The sequence below is a fragment of the Micromonospora sp. NBC_00330 genome (genome assembly GCF_036136635.1).
Classification (GTDB): domain Bacteria; phylum Actinomycetota; class Actinomycetes; order Mycobacteriales; family Micromonosporaceae; genus Micromonospora; species Micromonospora salmantinae.
On record NZ_CP108012.1, the window covers coordinates 2,403,664 to 2,418,621 of the forward strand.

At 73.2% G+C, this 14,958-nt stretch carries 12 protein-coding genes; 2 read left to right on the plus strand and 10 right to left on the minus strand.

What is annotated here, in order from left to right; all coding sequences use genetic code 11:
* Positions 1–217: 217 nt before the first annotated feature.
* The 6 genes from egtD to OG598_RS10705 form a co-directional block, all read right to left on the minus strand.
* Positions 218–1,183, minus strand: coding sequence for an L-histidine N(alpha)-methyltransferase (egtD, locus tag OG598_RS10680; protein ID WP_328654265.1), 966 nt, complete (start codon positions 1,181–1,183; stop codon positions 218–220).
* Positions 1,184–1,204: 21 nt separating this feature from the next.
* Positions 1,205–1,981 (minus strand): ergothioneine biosynthesis protein EgtC, encoded by a 777-nt coding sequence (gene egtC / locus OG598_RS10685; RefSeq protein ID WP_328654266.1) that lies wholly within the window; start codon positions 1,979–1,981, stop codon positions 1,205–1,207.
* Positions 1,982–2,024: 43 nt separating this feature from the next.
* Complete coding sequence (egtB, locus tag OG598_RS10690; RefSeq protein ID WP_328655308.1) at positions 2,025–3,362, minus strand: ergothioneine biosynthesis protein EgtB; 1,338 nt, start codon at positions 3,360–3,362, stop codon at positions 2,025–2,027.
* 20 nt (positions 3,363–3,382) lie between these two features.
* A complete protein-coding gene (egtA, locus tag OG598_RS10695; protein ID WP_328654267.1) occupies positions 3,383–4,618 on the minus strand; it encodes an ergothioneine biosynthesis glutamate--cysteine ligase EgtA in 1,236 nt (411 codons plus the stop codon).
* A gap of 159 nt (positions 4,619–4,777) precedes the next feature.
* A complete protein-coding gene (locus OG598_RS10700; protein ID WP_328654268.1) occupies positions 4,778–5,605 on the minus strand; it encodes a hypothetical protein in 828 nt (275 codons plus the stop codon).
* A 16-nt stretch (positions 5,606–5,621) separates the two neighbouring features.
* A complete protein-coding gene (locus OG598_RS10705; RefSeq protein WP_328654269.1) occupies positions 5,622–6,254 on the minus strand; it encodes an RNA polymerase sigma factor in 633 nt (210 codons plus the stop codon).
* Positions 6,255–6,792: 538 nt separating this feature from the next.
* On the opposite strand from OG598_RS10705, the gene OG598_RS10710 reads away from it, so the two are divergent.
* Together OG598_RS10710 and OG598_RS10715 are read left to right on the plus strand one after the other, a co-directional pair.
* On the plus strand, positions 6,793–8,157 hold the full coding sequence (locus OG598_RS10710; RefSeq protein WP_328654270.1) for a serine/threonine-protein kinase: 1,365 nt from the start codon (positions 6,793–6,795) through the stop codon (positions 8,155–8,157).
* A gap of 112 nt (positions 8,158–8,269) precedes the next feature.
* Positions 8,270–9,532 (plus strand): nucleotide sugar dehydrogenase, encoded by a 1,263-nt coding sequence (locus tag OG598_RS10715; protein WP_328654271.1) that lies wholly within the window; start codon positions 8,270–8,272, stop codon positions 9,530–9,532.
* 107 nt (positions 9,533–9,639) lie between these two features.
* On the opposite strand, the gene OG598_RS10720 is transcribed toward OG598_RS10715, so the two are convergent.
* The 4 genes from OG598_RS10720 to OG598_RS10735 all read right to left on the minus strand — a co-directional run bounded on the left by OG598_RS10720 (position 9,640) and on the right by OG598_RS10735 (position 14,891).
* On the minus strand, positions 9,640–12,114 hold the full coding sequence (locus tag OG598_RS10720; RefSeq protein WP_328654272.1) for an ABC transporter permease: 2,475 nt from the start codon (positions 12,112–12,114) through the stop codon (positions 9,640–9,642).
* 147 nt (positions 12,115–12,261) lie between these two features.
* Positions 12,262–12,927, minus strand: a complete 666-nt coding sequence (locus tag OG598_RS10725; protein WP_091397823.1) for a response regulator — start codon at positions 12,925–12,927, stop codon at positions 12,262–12,264.
* Entirely contained in the window at positions 12,924–14,144 is a 1,221-nt protein-coding gene (locus OG598_RS10730) for a sensor histidine kinase (protein WP_328654273.1), read from the minus strand. The genes OG598_RS10725 and OG598_RS10730 overlap by 4 nt, the downstream gene beginning before the upstream one ends.
* A gap of 39 nt (positions 14,145–14,183) precedes the next feature.
* On the minus strand, positions 14,184–14,891 hold the full coding sequence (locus OG598_RS10735) for a DUF305 domain-containing protein (protein ID WP_328654274.1): 708 nt from the start codon (positions 14,889–14,891) through the stop codon (positions 14,184–14,186).
* Positions 14,892–14,958 lie beyond the last annotated feature (67 nt).

Here is a 14,958-nt window from a genome sequence, read left to right on the forward strand (position 1 = left end):
ACGTCCTTCCCGTTCACGCCGGGAGGAGGTACAGGGGCGCCCTCGACCCGGCTGCAACAGCCTGAGTCGAAGGTCTCGCCCGCCCCGAGAAACACCGAGGCCGCGTGGCCGGATGCGGAACGCACCAGTATGTCGACCACGACATTGGGGGCTACTCCCCTTCGCGTGATCAGCCTATCGGATCACCGCCGGGCTCGGCCGAGCCGGGTGAACAGGCTCACCGCGCCCGCGCCAGCGTGACACCGAAGAGCCCGTCCGGGTCGGTCCAGAACTCCGCCGTGGCGAAGCCGGCCGTGGTCAACTCCGCGGCGATTCCCTCCCGGTGGAACTTCGCCGAGACCTCGGTACGCAGCTCCTCCCCCGCCGCGAAATCGACTGTCAGCCCCAGCACCCGCACGCTCATCGGCCGGGTCGCCCGCAACCGCATCTCGATCCACTCGTGGTCCGGATCCCACACGGCGACATGGTCGAACGCCGCCGGGTCGAAATCGGCGCCCAACTCCCGATTGATCACGTGCAGCACGTTGCGGTTGAACTCGGCGGTGACCCCGGCGGCGTCGTCGTAGGCCGGAACGATCACCGACGGGTCCTTCACCAGGTCCGTGCCGAGCAACAACCAGTCGCCGACCTCCAGCGCGGCGCGCATCGCCGTCAGGAACTCGGCCCGCTCGGCGGGCAACAGGTTGCCGATGGTGCCGCCGAGGAACACCACCAACCGCCGACCGCCGGTGGGCAGCCGGTCCAGTTGCCGGGTGAAGTCCCCCACGATGCCCCGCACCCGCAGGCGGGGATAGTCGGCAGCGATCTGGGCGGTGGACCCTCGCAGCGCACTGACCGACACGTCGAGGGGGACGAACGTGCCCAGCCCACCGCGGCGGGTGAAGGCGTCCAGCAACAGCCGGGTCTTCTCCGACGAGCCGGAGCCCAGCTCGATGAGCGTCTTGGCCCCGGTCAGCGTCGCGATGTCGGGAGCGTGCGCGGCCAGCACCGCCCGCTCGGCCCGGGTCGGGTAGTACTCGGGCAGCCGGGTGATCTCCTCGAAGAGGTCGCTGCCCCGGGCGTCGTAGAACCACTTCGGCGGCAGCCACTTTCGCCCGGCGCTCAGCCCGGCCCGGACGTCGTCGCGCAGACCACGCTCCAGCTCACCCTCTTCGAGGTAGATCTCCAGGGGTTCCGCGGTCATCGGCTCGCTCCTTTCGTTCGATCAGCCGTTGCGTGCCTGCCCGGCGCGACTCACCGGGGTCGGCAGTGGACGTACCAGCACCTCACCCGCGGTGGCGACGACGAGGTGCCCCTCCGGCACCGACCGCCACCCGGGTTCGTCGTCGTGTGGCTCGGAGGCGAGCAGCACCGAACCCGGCGTCTCGCGGACCGACAACGCGTGCCCCGCCACGCTCGCCACCACCCGGTGCCCGTCGGTGAGCAGCAGGTTGAGCCGCGACCCGGGGGCGGCGGCGGCGACATCGCTCACCGTCCGCCCGACCGCCTCGACCGGGTCGGCACCAGCGCGCAACCGATGCCGCACCAACGCCCAGAGCAGCGCCGAGTCGGTGGTGGCGTCCAGGGTGAGCAGGTCACGCACCGGCAGACCGGCGGCGAGCGGCACCACGGCGTCCGGCCAGCCGCGGACCACACCGTTGTGGCTGAACAGCCATCGCCCCTCAGCGAAGGGCGCCGCCGCGCCGTCGAGCACCGCCATCCCAACCGTGGCCGAGCGCACCGCCGCCACCACCGCGGCGCTGCGGGTCACCGCGGCCAGTTGGGCGATGGTCGGGTCGCTCCAGATCGGCTGCGCCCGCCGGTACCGCACCGGCTCACCCTCACCCGGGTACCAGCCGACACCGAAGCCGTCGGCGTTGATCGTGCCGCCGCCGCGCATGTCACGGGGCGCCCAGGACTGCCGCACCAGCGAGTGCGGAGGGTCGAACAACAGCTCGGCCAGGGTGACCGGCGGCCCCAGGTAGGCCAGGTGGCGACACATCAGGGCCCCCGGCCCGCCGCCGGGCCGCCGGTCGTGCGGCGACTCACCGGTACGACTCGTCCGGTCGCGCGTCCCGGGCGCAGCGGAAACCGCTGAAGATCTGCCGGCGAATCGGGTAGTCCCAGTTGCGGAAGGTGCCCCGGCAGGCGGAGCGGTCGGTGCCGAACGAGCCACCGCGCAGCACCCGGTAGTCGCCGCCGAAAAAGACCTCCGAGTATTCGCGGTAGGGAAACGCGGCGAACCCCGGATGCCCGTCGAACGCGGTCGAGGTCCACTCCCAGACGTCGCCGATGAGCTGGTGCACACCCAACGACGAGGCGCCGGCCGGATACGCGCCCACCGGCGCCGGCCGCAGATGGCGCTGGTCGAGGTTGGCGTGCGCCTCGGTCGGGTCGTCGTCCCCCCAGGGGTAACGACGTGACCGCCCGGTCGTCGGATCCCACCGGGCCGCCTTCTCCCACTCGGCCTCGGTCGGCAGCCGCTTGCCCGCCCACGCCGCGTACGCCTGCGCCTCGTACCAGCAGACGTGCACCACCGGCTCGTCGGCCCGGACCCGCGCCCACTGACCGAAGCGCCGATACGACCAGTCGTCGCCGTCGGGACGCCAGTGCATCGGGGCACTGAGCTGCTCCCGAACCCGATGCTCCCAGCCGGCCACGCTCCACCAGCGCTGCTCGGCGTAGCCGCCGTCGGCGATGAAGGCCGCGTACTGGCCGTTTGTCACCGGGGCGGCGTCGATGACGTACGCCGGGAGGTCGACCCGGTGCGCCGGACGTTCGTTGTCCAACGCCCACGGATCGGTGTCGGTGCCCATGGTGAACTCCCCGGCCGGCACCAGCACCTCCGCGCCGACCCGGACCGACGGCTCGGGCGGCGCCGGGGCGTGCAGCACCGCCGGGCCGGAGCGCAGCTGGTGGGTGGCGAGCATGGTCTCGTCGTGTTGCTGCTCGTGCTGCACGATCATGCCGAAGGCGAACCCGTCGGCGACCAGCGGCCGTTCGGTGAAGGTCACCGCGTCGAGCAGGTCGTGCACCTTGTCCCGAACGGTGGCCAGGTAGGCGCGCGCCTCCGCGGGCGGCAACAGGGGCAGCGCCGGGCGGTCCCGGCGAGGCTGCTTGAACGCGTCGTACAACTCGTCGATGTCACACCGGACCGGTTCCCGGCCCCCGACGTCCCGGACCAACCAGAGCTCCTCCTGGTTACCGACATGGGCAAGGTCCCAGACCAACGGCGACATCAGCGGTGAATGCTGGCGCGTCAGGTCGGCGTCGTCGACCACCTCGGTCAGCAACGCGGTGCGGGCGCGGGCCCGCGCCAACTCCACAGCGATGTGGTCGCGCAACTGCTCGCCGTCGACCCGGCCCGCCTCCGCGGCTCGCAGAACCGGCTCACTCCTCGCGCTCACTGGTCTCTCCTCTCTGCGGCGGCCAGCCGCTGGCGTACCCCTCGCCGGATCTCGTCGTGGGCGCTGGCCGGCAGCTCCAAGCGGGGCATGGCGCCCAGGGCCAGGTCGAGCAGGGCCGCCGCGGCGGCGCCCAGCGCCGGGTCGGCCAGGCCGTGCCGGGCGGCATCCGACCAGCGGTGCGCCACCGGCGTGGCGATCGTGTACGCCTCGCGCACGGTGCCCGGGTCGCCGAACAGGGCGGTCAGCACCGCCAGTGGCAGCCGCCAGCCGCGACCGGGTTGGGCGTCCAGGTAGCGCAGCTCCAGGTAGCCGCGCGGCCGCACCGGCGGAAAGAGGGTGCTGACGTGGTAGTCGAGGTCATCGGTGGTGGGCGGTTGTGGCAGCGCGCCGTCGAGCCAGTCGGCGAAGGTCACCCCGGGTGGCGCGGCCCAGTCGGCGCTGCGCCGGCGCAGACAGAGCAGCGGCGCGGCGAGCACGTAGCTGATCCAGGCGTCGGTCGGATCGTCCCCGGCCCGCGAGGGCGACCAGACCGGGCGGGTCCGAGCCGGGTCGATGGCCAGCCAGGCGGCCATCCGGGCGGAGGCCCAACCGGTGCGCCGCCCGGCGTGTCGAGCGGCGGAGGCGAACGCCGCGAGCAGTGGGGGCCCGACCGCGTGGGCCGCGGCCCAGCGGTCAGCGACCTGGTCCGGCTCACCGGCGTCGAGGCAGATCTGCAGGCCGGCGGTGCTGTACATCATGGTGCGACCGGCCGGGCCGTTTCGGTCGAAGGCGCCGCGCATCGCGCGGTAACGGGGAGTTTCCACCACCGGGCGGGGCCGTCGGTGGGGGTCGATGCCGCTGCTGCCGAGGATCAGCCCGGCGGCGGCCAGCAGGTCGGTGACCTGGGCGATGTCGGCCTCGGTGGCGCGGATCAACGTGGCGACCGAGGGGCGGGGCGGGGTGGAGATCTCCAACTGGCCACCCGGCTCCAGGGTGACCATGCCGCCGTGTCGCAGCGGCTGGGCCGGGCTGGTGGCATCCAGCGTGGCGGGGCTGTGCCGCCCCAGCGCCGCCCGCAGCCGCGTCGCGTCGACGGGGCGGGCGGGATCGGCGGCGTCGTGCACGGTCCATTCCAGTTCGACGCCGGTGTGGGTGGGTGGGCCGGTCTTGAAGCAGATCCGGGCGAGGTGTCGGACTGCGGCTGCGGACTCGCGCAGGATGGCGCTGCGGTCCAGGTCGGATGACGTCACCAAGGGTCGGGCCCCCTCTCCGGTGTGCCGGGTCCGGCACACCGTGCCACCGTAAACCCACCCACCGACACCGTCGGGGGGCGTGCACGGTGCCACCAATCTCTGTCTAACAGACGAATTTCCGAAGCAGGGCGGAACCAAACCGCTCCCACCGCCGACCGGTCAGCCGGCGGCGGGGTGGCCCGGTCGCGACGGTGACGGCGGGGCCTTCCCCGATGGGGACGGTTTACCCTTCGCCGACTCGGAGGGCGTGCCCTTCGCCGGCTCGGACGGCTTCGTCTCGGGTACCAGCCGCTGGCAGTACGCCTCGACCTCGGCGGGGCCGCCGGCAGCGGTCACCAGCTTCTGGAAGGCCGGCGTGCGCAGCGCCTTCTCCCGCTGCTCGGGCTTCTTCGCCCGCCACGCGCGGCACAGTCCGTGCACCTGGCCGACGGTAGGGGGACTGGCCGGCGGCGTGGCGGTGACGGGCGGCGGCGCGCCCGGCGACGGGGCGCCGGGGCCTACCGACCGACCGGGCTCGCTCGACCGGGATGCGCCCTGGTGCGTCGAGGGTGACGGGCGCGACGACGGTGCCGGTGCGACAGGTTCTGGCCCTCGGTCCCGGGTGACTGCCGCGAAGGCGGCTCCAGCGGTGGCGGTAGCTGCCACCGCGCCGATCCAGGCCACCGCGCCGGTGGTCATCCGGCGACGGCGTGGCCGCTGCGGCACTGCCGGCGCCGGGTTGGCCCGGGCGGCCCGGAACGCGGCCACGGCGGCGTCCTCCCCGGCCAACTCGCCGGGGCGGACGGGTCCGGCCGCCGCGGCGAGCAACGCCGCCACCGGCTCGGCCGGGGGCACGTTCGGGGCGCTCAGGTGAGCCTCGGGTGAGTTCGCGTCCACTTCTGCGGGCGTGATGGAGGGGCCCTGATCCAGGGTGGCATCCACCCGGGCAGGGGCCGAGTCGAGCAGCCGCTCGGTGTCGGCGTGGTCGGCCCGCCGGAACGGGTTCATCGGGAGTCCCCTCACGTCAGCCGTCCGCCGGTTCGACGTGCGATGCCCGCAGGGCGGGGCCGCCCCCCGCACGCGGCGGTGGCACCCCCTCGACCCCGACCGACGACTCGGCCGGGCTCTGCCGCTCCAGCAGGACCGCGAGCCGGCGTAGGCCACGGTGAGCGGCCGTCCGCACGGCGCCGGCCCGTCGGCCCAGCACCCGGCCGGCGGATCCCGCGTCCAGCCCGATCACGGCCCGCAGCAGGACTGCTTCGGCCTCCCGGGGCGGGAGGGTGGCGATCAGCGCGAGAGCGGTCTCGGTACCGATCGTCTCGCTGGCTCGCTCGGCCGTGTCCGCGTCGCTGGCGAGCTCGACCAGCGCCTGCACCGGGACCGGGAGCGAGGGGCGGCGGCGCATCCGGCGCAGGTGGTCCATCGCGCGGTTACGGGCGATGGTGACCGCCCAGGCCCGGAACTCGCCCCCGGTGAAGCCGGGCAGGTCACGGGAGATCTGGAGCCAGGTCTCGGAGGCGACGTCCTCGGCATCGGCGCCGACGAGCGCGGTCAGATACCGCAGCAGCCCGGGCTGGAGGCTGCGGTAGAGAAAGCGGAACGCCTCCTCGTCCCCGGCCTGCGCGGCGGTCACCACCTGCGACAGGTCGGCGGTCATGCGCGGCCCACGCAGCGTTCGGGGCGTGTCGGCCCGACCAACCGGGCTGGCGCACGCCACGCGGCACGAGTCGTCCGCCCGATCAGCACCAGCACCGCACCGCCCTCCACCGCTCCGATTGTGCCCGCGACCCCGATTGTCGGGGCGACGTGTCCGGGGGCCAACGCCAGGGTGGTCGATCGGCGCGCTGCGCGCCGAGGTAGCCGGGAGGGCCCGAGCCGGGCTAACGCTAAGAGGGGGCTCACGACGCGACAAGTCGGCGTCGTGTCACGGAAGAGTGACAATTATCAACCCGGGCCGACGGCGCGTCGTCGTAACGGCCAGTACGCAGCAGACGCCGACCACGCCTGGAGGCGGTTTCTTGCGACCGTCGACCACCCGAGCGACGAAAATAGTCGCTTTTCGTGACACCACACATCCACAGCGTCACTGAGGGCGAGCGTCCACACAGGTCAGGCCGGATCGGCCAGTCTGAACCAGCCACCCGGCGGCCCTGCCACGGCGCGCCGCCCCGCGCCACTCTAGGTACGGTAATGCGGTGTTGTCATCGGAGGTCGTGCTCAGCGGTCGCTACCGCTTGGACGAACGTGTCGCCACGGGCGGCATGGGCGACGTTTGGCGTGCCTCCGACCTGATCCTCGGCCGGCAGGTCGCGGTCAAGGTTCTCCTGCCGGCGCTGGTCTCCGATCCCGATTTCATCGCCCGGTTCCGCGCCGAGGCCCGGATCATGGCGGCGCTGCGGCACCCCGGCATCGTGCAGGTCTTCGACTGCGGTGCGGACGACCTCCCCGACGGCGGGCGGGCGGACTACCTCGTCATGGAGTTCGTCGCCGGCGAGCCGCTGTCCAAGCGGATCGAGGCGGCCGGGCGGCTCGACGTGGCCGAGACGATGTCGATCGTGGCCCAGGCGGCCGCAGCGCTCAACGCGGCGCATCGCGGCGGCATCGTGCACCGCGACGTCAAGCCCAGCAACCTGCTGGTGCAGGAGGACGGCACTGTCGTCCTGGTGGATTTCGGCGTGGCCCGCTCCACCGACATCACCAGCATCACCAGCACCAACGCGGTGCCGGGCACCGCCCTCTACATGGCTCCCGAGCAGGCCGCCGGTCGGCCGGTCAGCGGCGCCACCGACATCTACGCCCTGGGCGCTGTCACCTACTGCTGCCTGACCGGCAGTCCGCCGTTCACCGGTGACAATCCGCTCCAGGTCGCCGTGCGGCACCTGGACGACGAGCCGCCGGAGCTGTCGCACGACATTCCGGAGGCGGTCCGCGCCCTGGTGTCGCGGGCCCTGGCCAAGGATCCGCTGGAGCGGTTCACGAGCGGAGCGGCGATGGCCGAGGCCGCTCGGACGGCGGTCACCGGCGGCGAGCCGCCGACGGCGATGGCCGGGCCGGTCGCGCTGCGCGACGCCGGGCCGGGCACGCGCACGGACGTGCCGGCCGGGGCGGCGGTGGCCGACGGGCGCCAGCGACGGCGGGGTCCGCTCGTCGGCGCGGCGGCGGCCATGCTGGTCGCGCTGGTCGGGCTCGGCGCGGCGCTGGCCGCGACGCGTGGCGTCGGCGAGGACCCGGCGGTCAATCTGCCGGCCACCTCGCCGACGACGGCGCCGAGCGGTCCCGTCGACCTGCCCGCGGCGAACGAGCAGATCACCAGCGTCGAGCCGGGCCGGCCGGACCGGCCGAACGTCCCCGGCAACTCCCCGTCGGCCTCGGTCTCCGCCACGCCGAGCGTGCAGCCGAGCCAGACCGTCAACTCGCCGACGCCGACGGCGGGCGTCACCACGGCGCCGCCGACCAGCGCGGCGCCCACGACGGGCGCGCCGCCGACGACCAGCGCGCCTCCTGATCCACCCGCCACCTCCAGCCCGCCGCTCGATCCGGAGGTGCCGGCGGGCGGTTGAGCCGACCCCCGTCAGTCCCACCAGCACCGATATCCCCAAAACGGACTTACGACGCCGAAGACGCCTCTAGGCTCTCAGCAGGCTATTTACCCCATCTGCTGCAGGAGCCTGCGTGAGCGCTGAAAAGCTGGTCGTGATCGGTCAGGGGTACGTCGGACTGCCGCTGGCCATGCGGGCCGTGGAGGCGGGGTTCGACGTGGTCGGTCTCGATGTCGACGCCGACCGGGTGAAGCGCCTCGCCTCCGGCGAGTCGTTCGTCGAGGACATTCCGGCCGACCGGCTGGGCCGCGCGTTGGGCAGTGGCCGCTACCACCCCAGCACGGAGTACACCGACGCTGACGGGTTCGACATCTGCGTCATCACGGTGCCGACCCCGCTGCGTGACGGGACGCCGGACCTGAGCTTCGTCGAGCAGGCCGGCATCGGTATCGGCCCCTACGTACGCCCGGGCTGCACGGTGATCCTGGAATCGACCACCTACCCGGGCACCACCGAGGAGCTGCTGCGCCCTCTGTTGGAGTCGGCCAGCGGCCTGACCAGCCCCGGTGACTTCCACCTCGGCTACAGCCCCGAGCGGATCGACCCGGGCAACCCGACCTGGCGCCTGGAAAACACCCCGAAGGTGGTCTCCGGTGTGGACCCGGCGGCGCTGGCCCGGGTGGACGGGTTCTACCAGCTCCTCGTGGAACGCACCGTGCCGGTGGACTCCACCCGCGTCGCCGAGCTGACCAAGCTGATCGAGAACACCTTCCGCCAGGTCAACATCGCGCTGATCAACGAGCTGACGATGCTCTCGCACCACCTCGACATCGACGTCTGGCAGGCGATCGACGCCGCCTCGACCAAGCCGTTCGGCTTCATGCCGTTCCGGCCCGGCCCCGGCGTCGGCGGGCACTGCCTGCCGATCGACCCGTGCTACCTGTCCTGGCAGGTCAAGCGCCGCCTCGGTCGGCAGTTCCGGTTCATCGAGCTGGCCAACGACGTCAACCACGAGATGCCCGAACACGTCGCGCAGCGGATCATGGGAGGGCTGAACCGGGACGGCAGGGCCGTCAGCGGCGCCCGACTGCTGCTGCTCGGTCTGGCGTACAAGAAGAACACCGGCGACATGCGCGACTCCCCCGCCGTGGACGTGGCCCGTCGGTTGCAGGCCCTCGGCGCCGAGGTGCACGCCGTCGAGCCGTACGCCGAGGCGCACCAGATCCCCGCCGGGATCACAGTGGTCGGGCTCAGCGAGCGTGAGGTGCGCGCGGCCGACGCGGTGGTGGTGGTCACCGACCATGACACCTTCGACTACGACCTCGTGGTCAGGCACGCCCGCTACGTCTTCGACACCCGCAACCGGTGCGTCGGCCCGATGGTCGAGCGCCTGTAGACCCGGCACCGCTGGCCGGTCCCGCCGCCGGGGAAGATGGCGGGACCGGCCGGCGGATGTCCGTCCGGTCACCGAGGTCGGACCGGCCGGTCCGGACCGCGACCGGGTCACTGGTCGGCGAGCGCCTCGACGACCGGGCGGGACAGCGCCCGGCGGGCCGGCAGCACCGAGGCGAGCAGTGCGGCGAGCACCGCGACACCGAGGATCAGCCCGAGTTGGCCGAGCGGCAGCACCACGTGGAAGTCACCGCCGAGGCGGTCCAGCAGGGCCATCGTGGACGCGCTGACTCCGGTGCCGAGCCCGACCCCGAGCACCGCGCCGACCAGCGCCATCAGCACCGCCTCGACGGCGAGCACCGCGCGCATCCGCCCTCGGGTGAGCCCGACCGCCCGCAGCACGGCGTTCTCCCTGGTCCGTTCGACCACCGACAGGCTCAGGGTGTTCGCCACGCCGACCAGGGCGATCACGACGGCCAGACCGAGCAGCGCGGTGACGAAGGCGAGCAGCATGTCCACGGTGCCGGTGAGCATCTTCTTGTAGGCGCCCTGGTCCATCAGGTTCACCGTCGGGTAGCGGCCCAGCACCGCGGTGATCGCGTCGCGGGCCCGCTCGGGGCTCACCCCGGCGGCGGGGTCGATCTCGGCCAGGTAGCCGCGCCGGGCGGGGAAGAGCGCGGCGAAGTCCTGGTCGGACACGTCGATGACGTGACCGGCGGGCACCTCACCGCCGGGGCTGTCGTCGGTCACCACGGCGGCCACCCGGAACGCCTTCCCCCTGACTGTCACCGGGGAGCCGACCTGCCAGCCGCGGGCCCGTGCCAACTCGCTGTGCACCAGCACCTGCCCCGGCCCGACCCGCTCGGCGTCGCCGGCCAGCACCCCGCTCAGCGTCCGGCCGACCAGCGCCGGGTGGGCCGCGCGGATCTCGACGTCGTCGACGACGGTGCTGCGCTGCTCGTGCACCACACCCAGTTCGGGACGGGAGGCGAGCTCACCGACGAGCGCGGCCGGCAGGTCCTGACCGATTCCGCTGACCACGAAGTCCGTCCCGATCTGGGCGTCCACGCTGCGTTCGATGCCGTCCTTGGTGCTGCGTGCACCGACCATGAACGCCGAGACCAGTCCGATACCGATCACCAGGGCGGTGGCCGTCGCGGCGACCCGCCGCGGATTGCGCACCGTGTTGTTGACAGCCAGTTCACCGATGGTGCCGAGCACTCGCCGGACCGGCCAGCCGAACACCCGGGCCAGCGCGGGGACGAGCACCGGCCCGAACAGCACGATCCCGAAGAAGGTGAGCACCCCACCGACCGCCACCAGGAGAAGCTGAGCGGCGCTGGCGGCGCCGGCCAACGCCGCCACGCCGACGGCGAGGACCACCGCGCCGATGCTCAGCCGAACCCGACCAGCGCCCCGGCTGGGCTGCACCGCGGCGTCGGTGAGCGCGGCCACCGGGGCGATCCGCGTGCCCCGCCAGGCCGGCAGCAGGGCGGCGCACACGGTGAGCCCGGTGCCCAGCAGCAGGCCGGTGAGCACTGTCGAACCGGTCACGGTCAGCCCACCGGTGACCGGCACGTCCAGTCGGGACAGCAACAGCCGCAACCCGGCGGCGAGGGCCACCCCGAGCAGCACCCCGAGCGCGGAGGCGACCAGCCCCAGCACCGCCGACTCCAGCACTGTGGCCCGGAAGACCTGCCCCCGGGTGGCGCCGATCAGGCGCAGCAGCGCGGTCCGTCGGGTGCGCTGGGCCAGCACGATCGCGAAGGTGTTGGCGATCACGAAGCCGGCCACCACTATCGCGACCCCCACGAAGATCAACAGCAGCATGCGGAACTGGTCCACGTTGCGGACCGCGTCCTCCACCGCCTCGTCGAGGATCTGCTGGCGACTCTTCACAGTGGCTTCGGCGCCGGACACGGCGCGTACCTTCTCGGTGAGCGCCGCGACGTCGGCACCTGGTCGGGCCGCCACCATGATCCGGCCGTAGCCCCGCTCGCCGGTGAGGGCCAAGGCGTCCGGCCCGACCATGCCGACGAACGGACCGCCGACGTCGCGGGCGGTGCCGGCCACGTCGACGGTGCCCACCACCGTGTACGGGCGGGCCGCTGCACCGGTGGCGCCGATCCGGACCGCCGCGCCGAGCCCGAAGCCCTGCTCGGCCGCCGTCGGCGCGTCGAGCACCACCTCCCCGGCCCGGTCGGGCAACCGACCGGCCACCACGTCGTACGAGCGCAGCGCGTCCTCGGTGGGGATGGCGACGAGCATGGTGAAGCCGAGCACCGGCCGACCGTCGGCGCCGACGATCCCGGCGGTGTTGGTCAGTTCACCGGCGGCGGCGGCCACCCCGTCGACCGCCCGCACCCGGTCGACCAGCGCCGGGGGCAACACCTCCCGGCCGGCCGAGTAGACCCCGAGGTCGGTGTGGCGGTCGAAGGTGCCGGCCCGCTCGTACGCCCCGGCCCGCATCCCGTCGACGAAGATCATCGTGCCGGCGACGAACGCGACACCGAGCACGACGGCGAGCGCCGAGAGCAGCATGCGCAGCGCCTCGGCGCGCAGCGAACGCAGGGTCAGGCGGATCATGCGGGGCTCCCGGTGCAGGTGGCGGATCAGACCCCTCCGACGCTATGGCCGGCACCGGTCCGTCGATCTCCACCTGAGCGCTCGACCTGCGTGCGCCCCGGGTCGCGGTGCACCCACCGACCGCTACGACCCAGGTCGTACGCGGTGTCATCCGCCCGGCGTGACCAGCCCGCTCTCGTACGCCAGGACCACCGCCTGGACCCGGTCGCGCAGCTGGAGTTTCGCCAGGATCCGCCCGACGTGGGTCTTCACCGTCGCCTCGGCCACGTGCACCCGGGCGGCGATCTCCGCGTTGGACAGCCCCTGGGCGACCAGCAGCAGCACCTCACGTTCCCGTTCGGTGAGCTGCGCGAGTCGAGGGTCGGCGCTCGGGGCGGCGCCGAGCTGCCCGGCGAACCGGTCCAGCAGGCGCCGGGTGATCGACGGAGCCACCACCGAGTCGCCCTGGGCGACCACCCGGATCGCGGCCAGCAGTTCCTCCGGCGGGACGTTCTTGAGCAGGAAGCCACTCGCCCCGGCCTGCAGCGCCGCGAACGCGTCCGCCTCGGTGTCGAAGGTGGTCAGCACCAGCACCCGAGGGCCGCCCGCGGGCCGCTCGGCGCAGAGTCGACGGGTCGCCTCCACCCCGTCCATGGTGGGCATCCGGATGTCCATCACGACCACGTCGGCCTCGGTGCGGGCGAGCACCCGCAGGGCGTCGGCGCCGTCGATCGCCTCCCCGACGACCTCCAGGTCGGGCTGGGATTCCAGCACCATCCGGAACCCGGCGCGGACCAGCGCCTGGTCGTCCACGATCACTACCCGGACCGTCATGCCGCGATCACCTCCGTTGCCGGCTCTGACGGTAGCGGCAGCCGAACCTCGACCTGCCAGCCCCCGGTCAGCCGGGGACCGGCGGTGAGGCTGCCGTCGTACACCGTCACCCGCTCCCGCATGCCGAGCAGGCCGTGACCGCCGGACGGCGCCGGGCTGACCAGCGGGCGGCCGCGACCGTCGTCGACCACCCGGACCGCGACGGCTTCGGCGGTGTACGACAGGACGACCTCGACGCCGGCGCCGACGCCGGCGTGCTTGAGCGCGTTGGTCAGCGCCTCCTGCACCACCCGGTAGACGGTCAGCTCCAGGCCCGGCGGCAGGGCCGGTGGCGCACCGGTGACGGTGCTGCGGACGTGCAGACCGGCGTCGTCGAACCGGGCCAGCAGGTCGGGCAGCTCGGCCAGCGCGAGGCGTCGGTGCTCGGGGTCGGCCGCCACCGCCAGCCCGTCGGATCCGTCCGCGCCGGCCGGGCCGGCGTCGCGCAGAACGCCGACCAGGCGGCGCATCTCCTCCAGCGCCTGCCGGCCGGTGTCCGCGACCACCTTCACGGCGGTACGCGCCTGGGCGGGGTCACGGTCGAGCATGAAACGGGCCCCGTCCGCCTGGACGATCATCACGGCCATGCTGTGGGCGACAACGTCGTGCAGCTCACGGGCGATCCGGGTGCGCTCCTCGGCGACCGCCGCCCGGGACTCGGCCTCCCGCTCACGTTCGAGGGTGGTGGCCCGCTCCTCCAGGCTGAGCACGTAGAGCCGGCGGGTCCGCACGTTCAGCGCGACCAGCCACACCGCGCCGGTGACCAGCGCGTACCACAGCGCGGTCACCCACCACTGGATGACGTTGGGAGTCTGTGCGGCGGCCAGTAGCACGCCGACGGCCGCGACCGCGCCGGCCAGTACGCCGTCGCGCAGCCGCCGGCCGTACTTCACCACGCTGTAGAGCGCGATCAGGACTGCCACGTCGTAGATGAGCGGACCCCAGCGGGCGATCACCTGGATCAGGGCGAGCGCCGCGACCGCCACCGTCACCGCGCTCGGGTGGGTGCGGCGGAACAGCAGCGCCACCGCCATCCCCACGCCGACGGCCGTGGCCGCCCAACCGCCCGGCTGGCTGACCGCCGCGGCCAGGGAGACGAGCACCACCAGCGCGGCGACGGCCACGTCGAAGGCGACGCCGCGCAGCGGGCGACCGAACACTGTGCGTCTCACGGTCACCCAGCGTACGTGCCGGGACGCTCGGCCCTTCGCCTCGGCTCAGCCGCCGAGGACCTCGCGCATGCGGTCGATCTCGACGGTCTGCTCGGTGGCGACGGAGTTGGCGAACTCGTTGAGCGTCAGGTCGGAGCCGACGGTGAGCAGGTTGGTGGCCATCTCGATGGCGCCCTGGTGGTGCTCGGTCATCATCCGGACGAAGAGCCTGTCGAAGTCCGCGCCGCGGGCCGCGGCGAGTTGCCGCATCGCCTCTGGCGACTGCATGCCGCGCATGGTGCCGTGGTCGTGCCCCTGCACCTCCGCCGGGAGGCCACGGGTCTGCAGCCAGCCGCGCATCATGCCCATCTCCGGCCCCTGGCTGGCCCGGATGCGCTCGGCGATGGCCCGGACGTCGGGGTCGGCGGCCCGGTCGGGGGCGAGCTCCGCCATCGCCAGGGCCTGCGCGTGGTGCGGGATCATCATCCGGACGAACCAGACGTCCAGCGAGTTGTGCGGGGCAGGACCGGCGTCGCGGACCTCGTGCGCCGGGCGGGTTGCCGCCGTCTCGCCCGGACGGCCGGGCGCGATGACGGTCAGGTCGGTGGGGACGGGGCTGACCGTCGGCGACGCGGCGGAGGTGGCGGGCGCGGAGACCGGCTGCGGTGCGCTCGTACCGGTGTCGCCGTCGAGGCGGATCACCAAGAACACCACCAGCGGCAACACGAGAGCCAGTGTGACGACCGCCAGGATGCGTGCGCGCCGGTTGGTCATGGGCCACTCCCTGCAGTCGAGGTCACCGCGATGTTATCCATTGAAGAACCCGCTTTCATGTGATCCA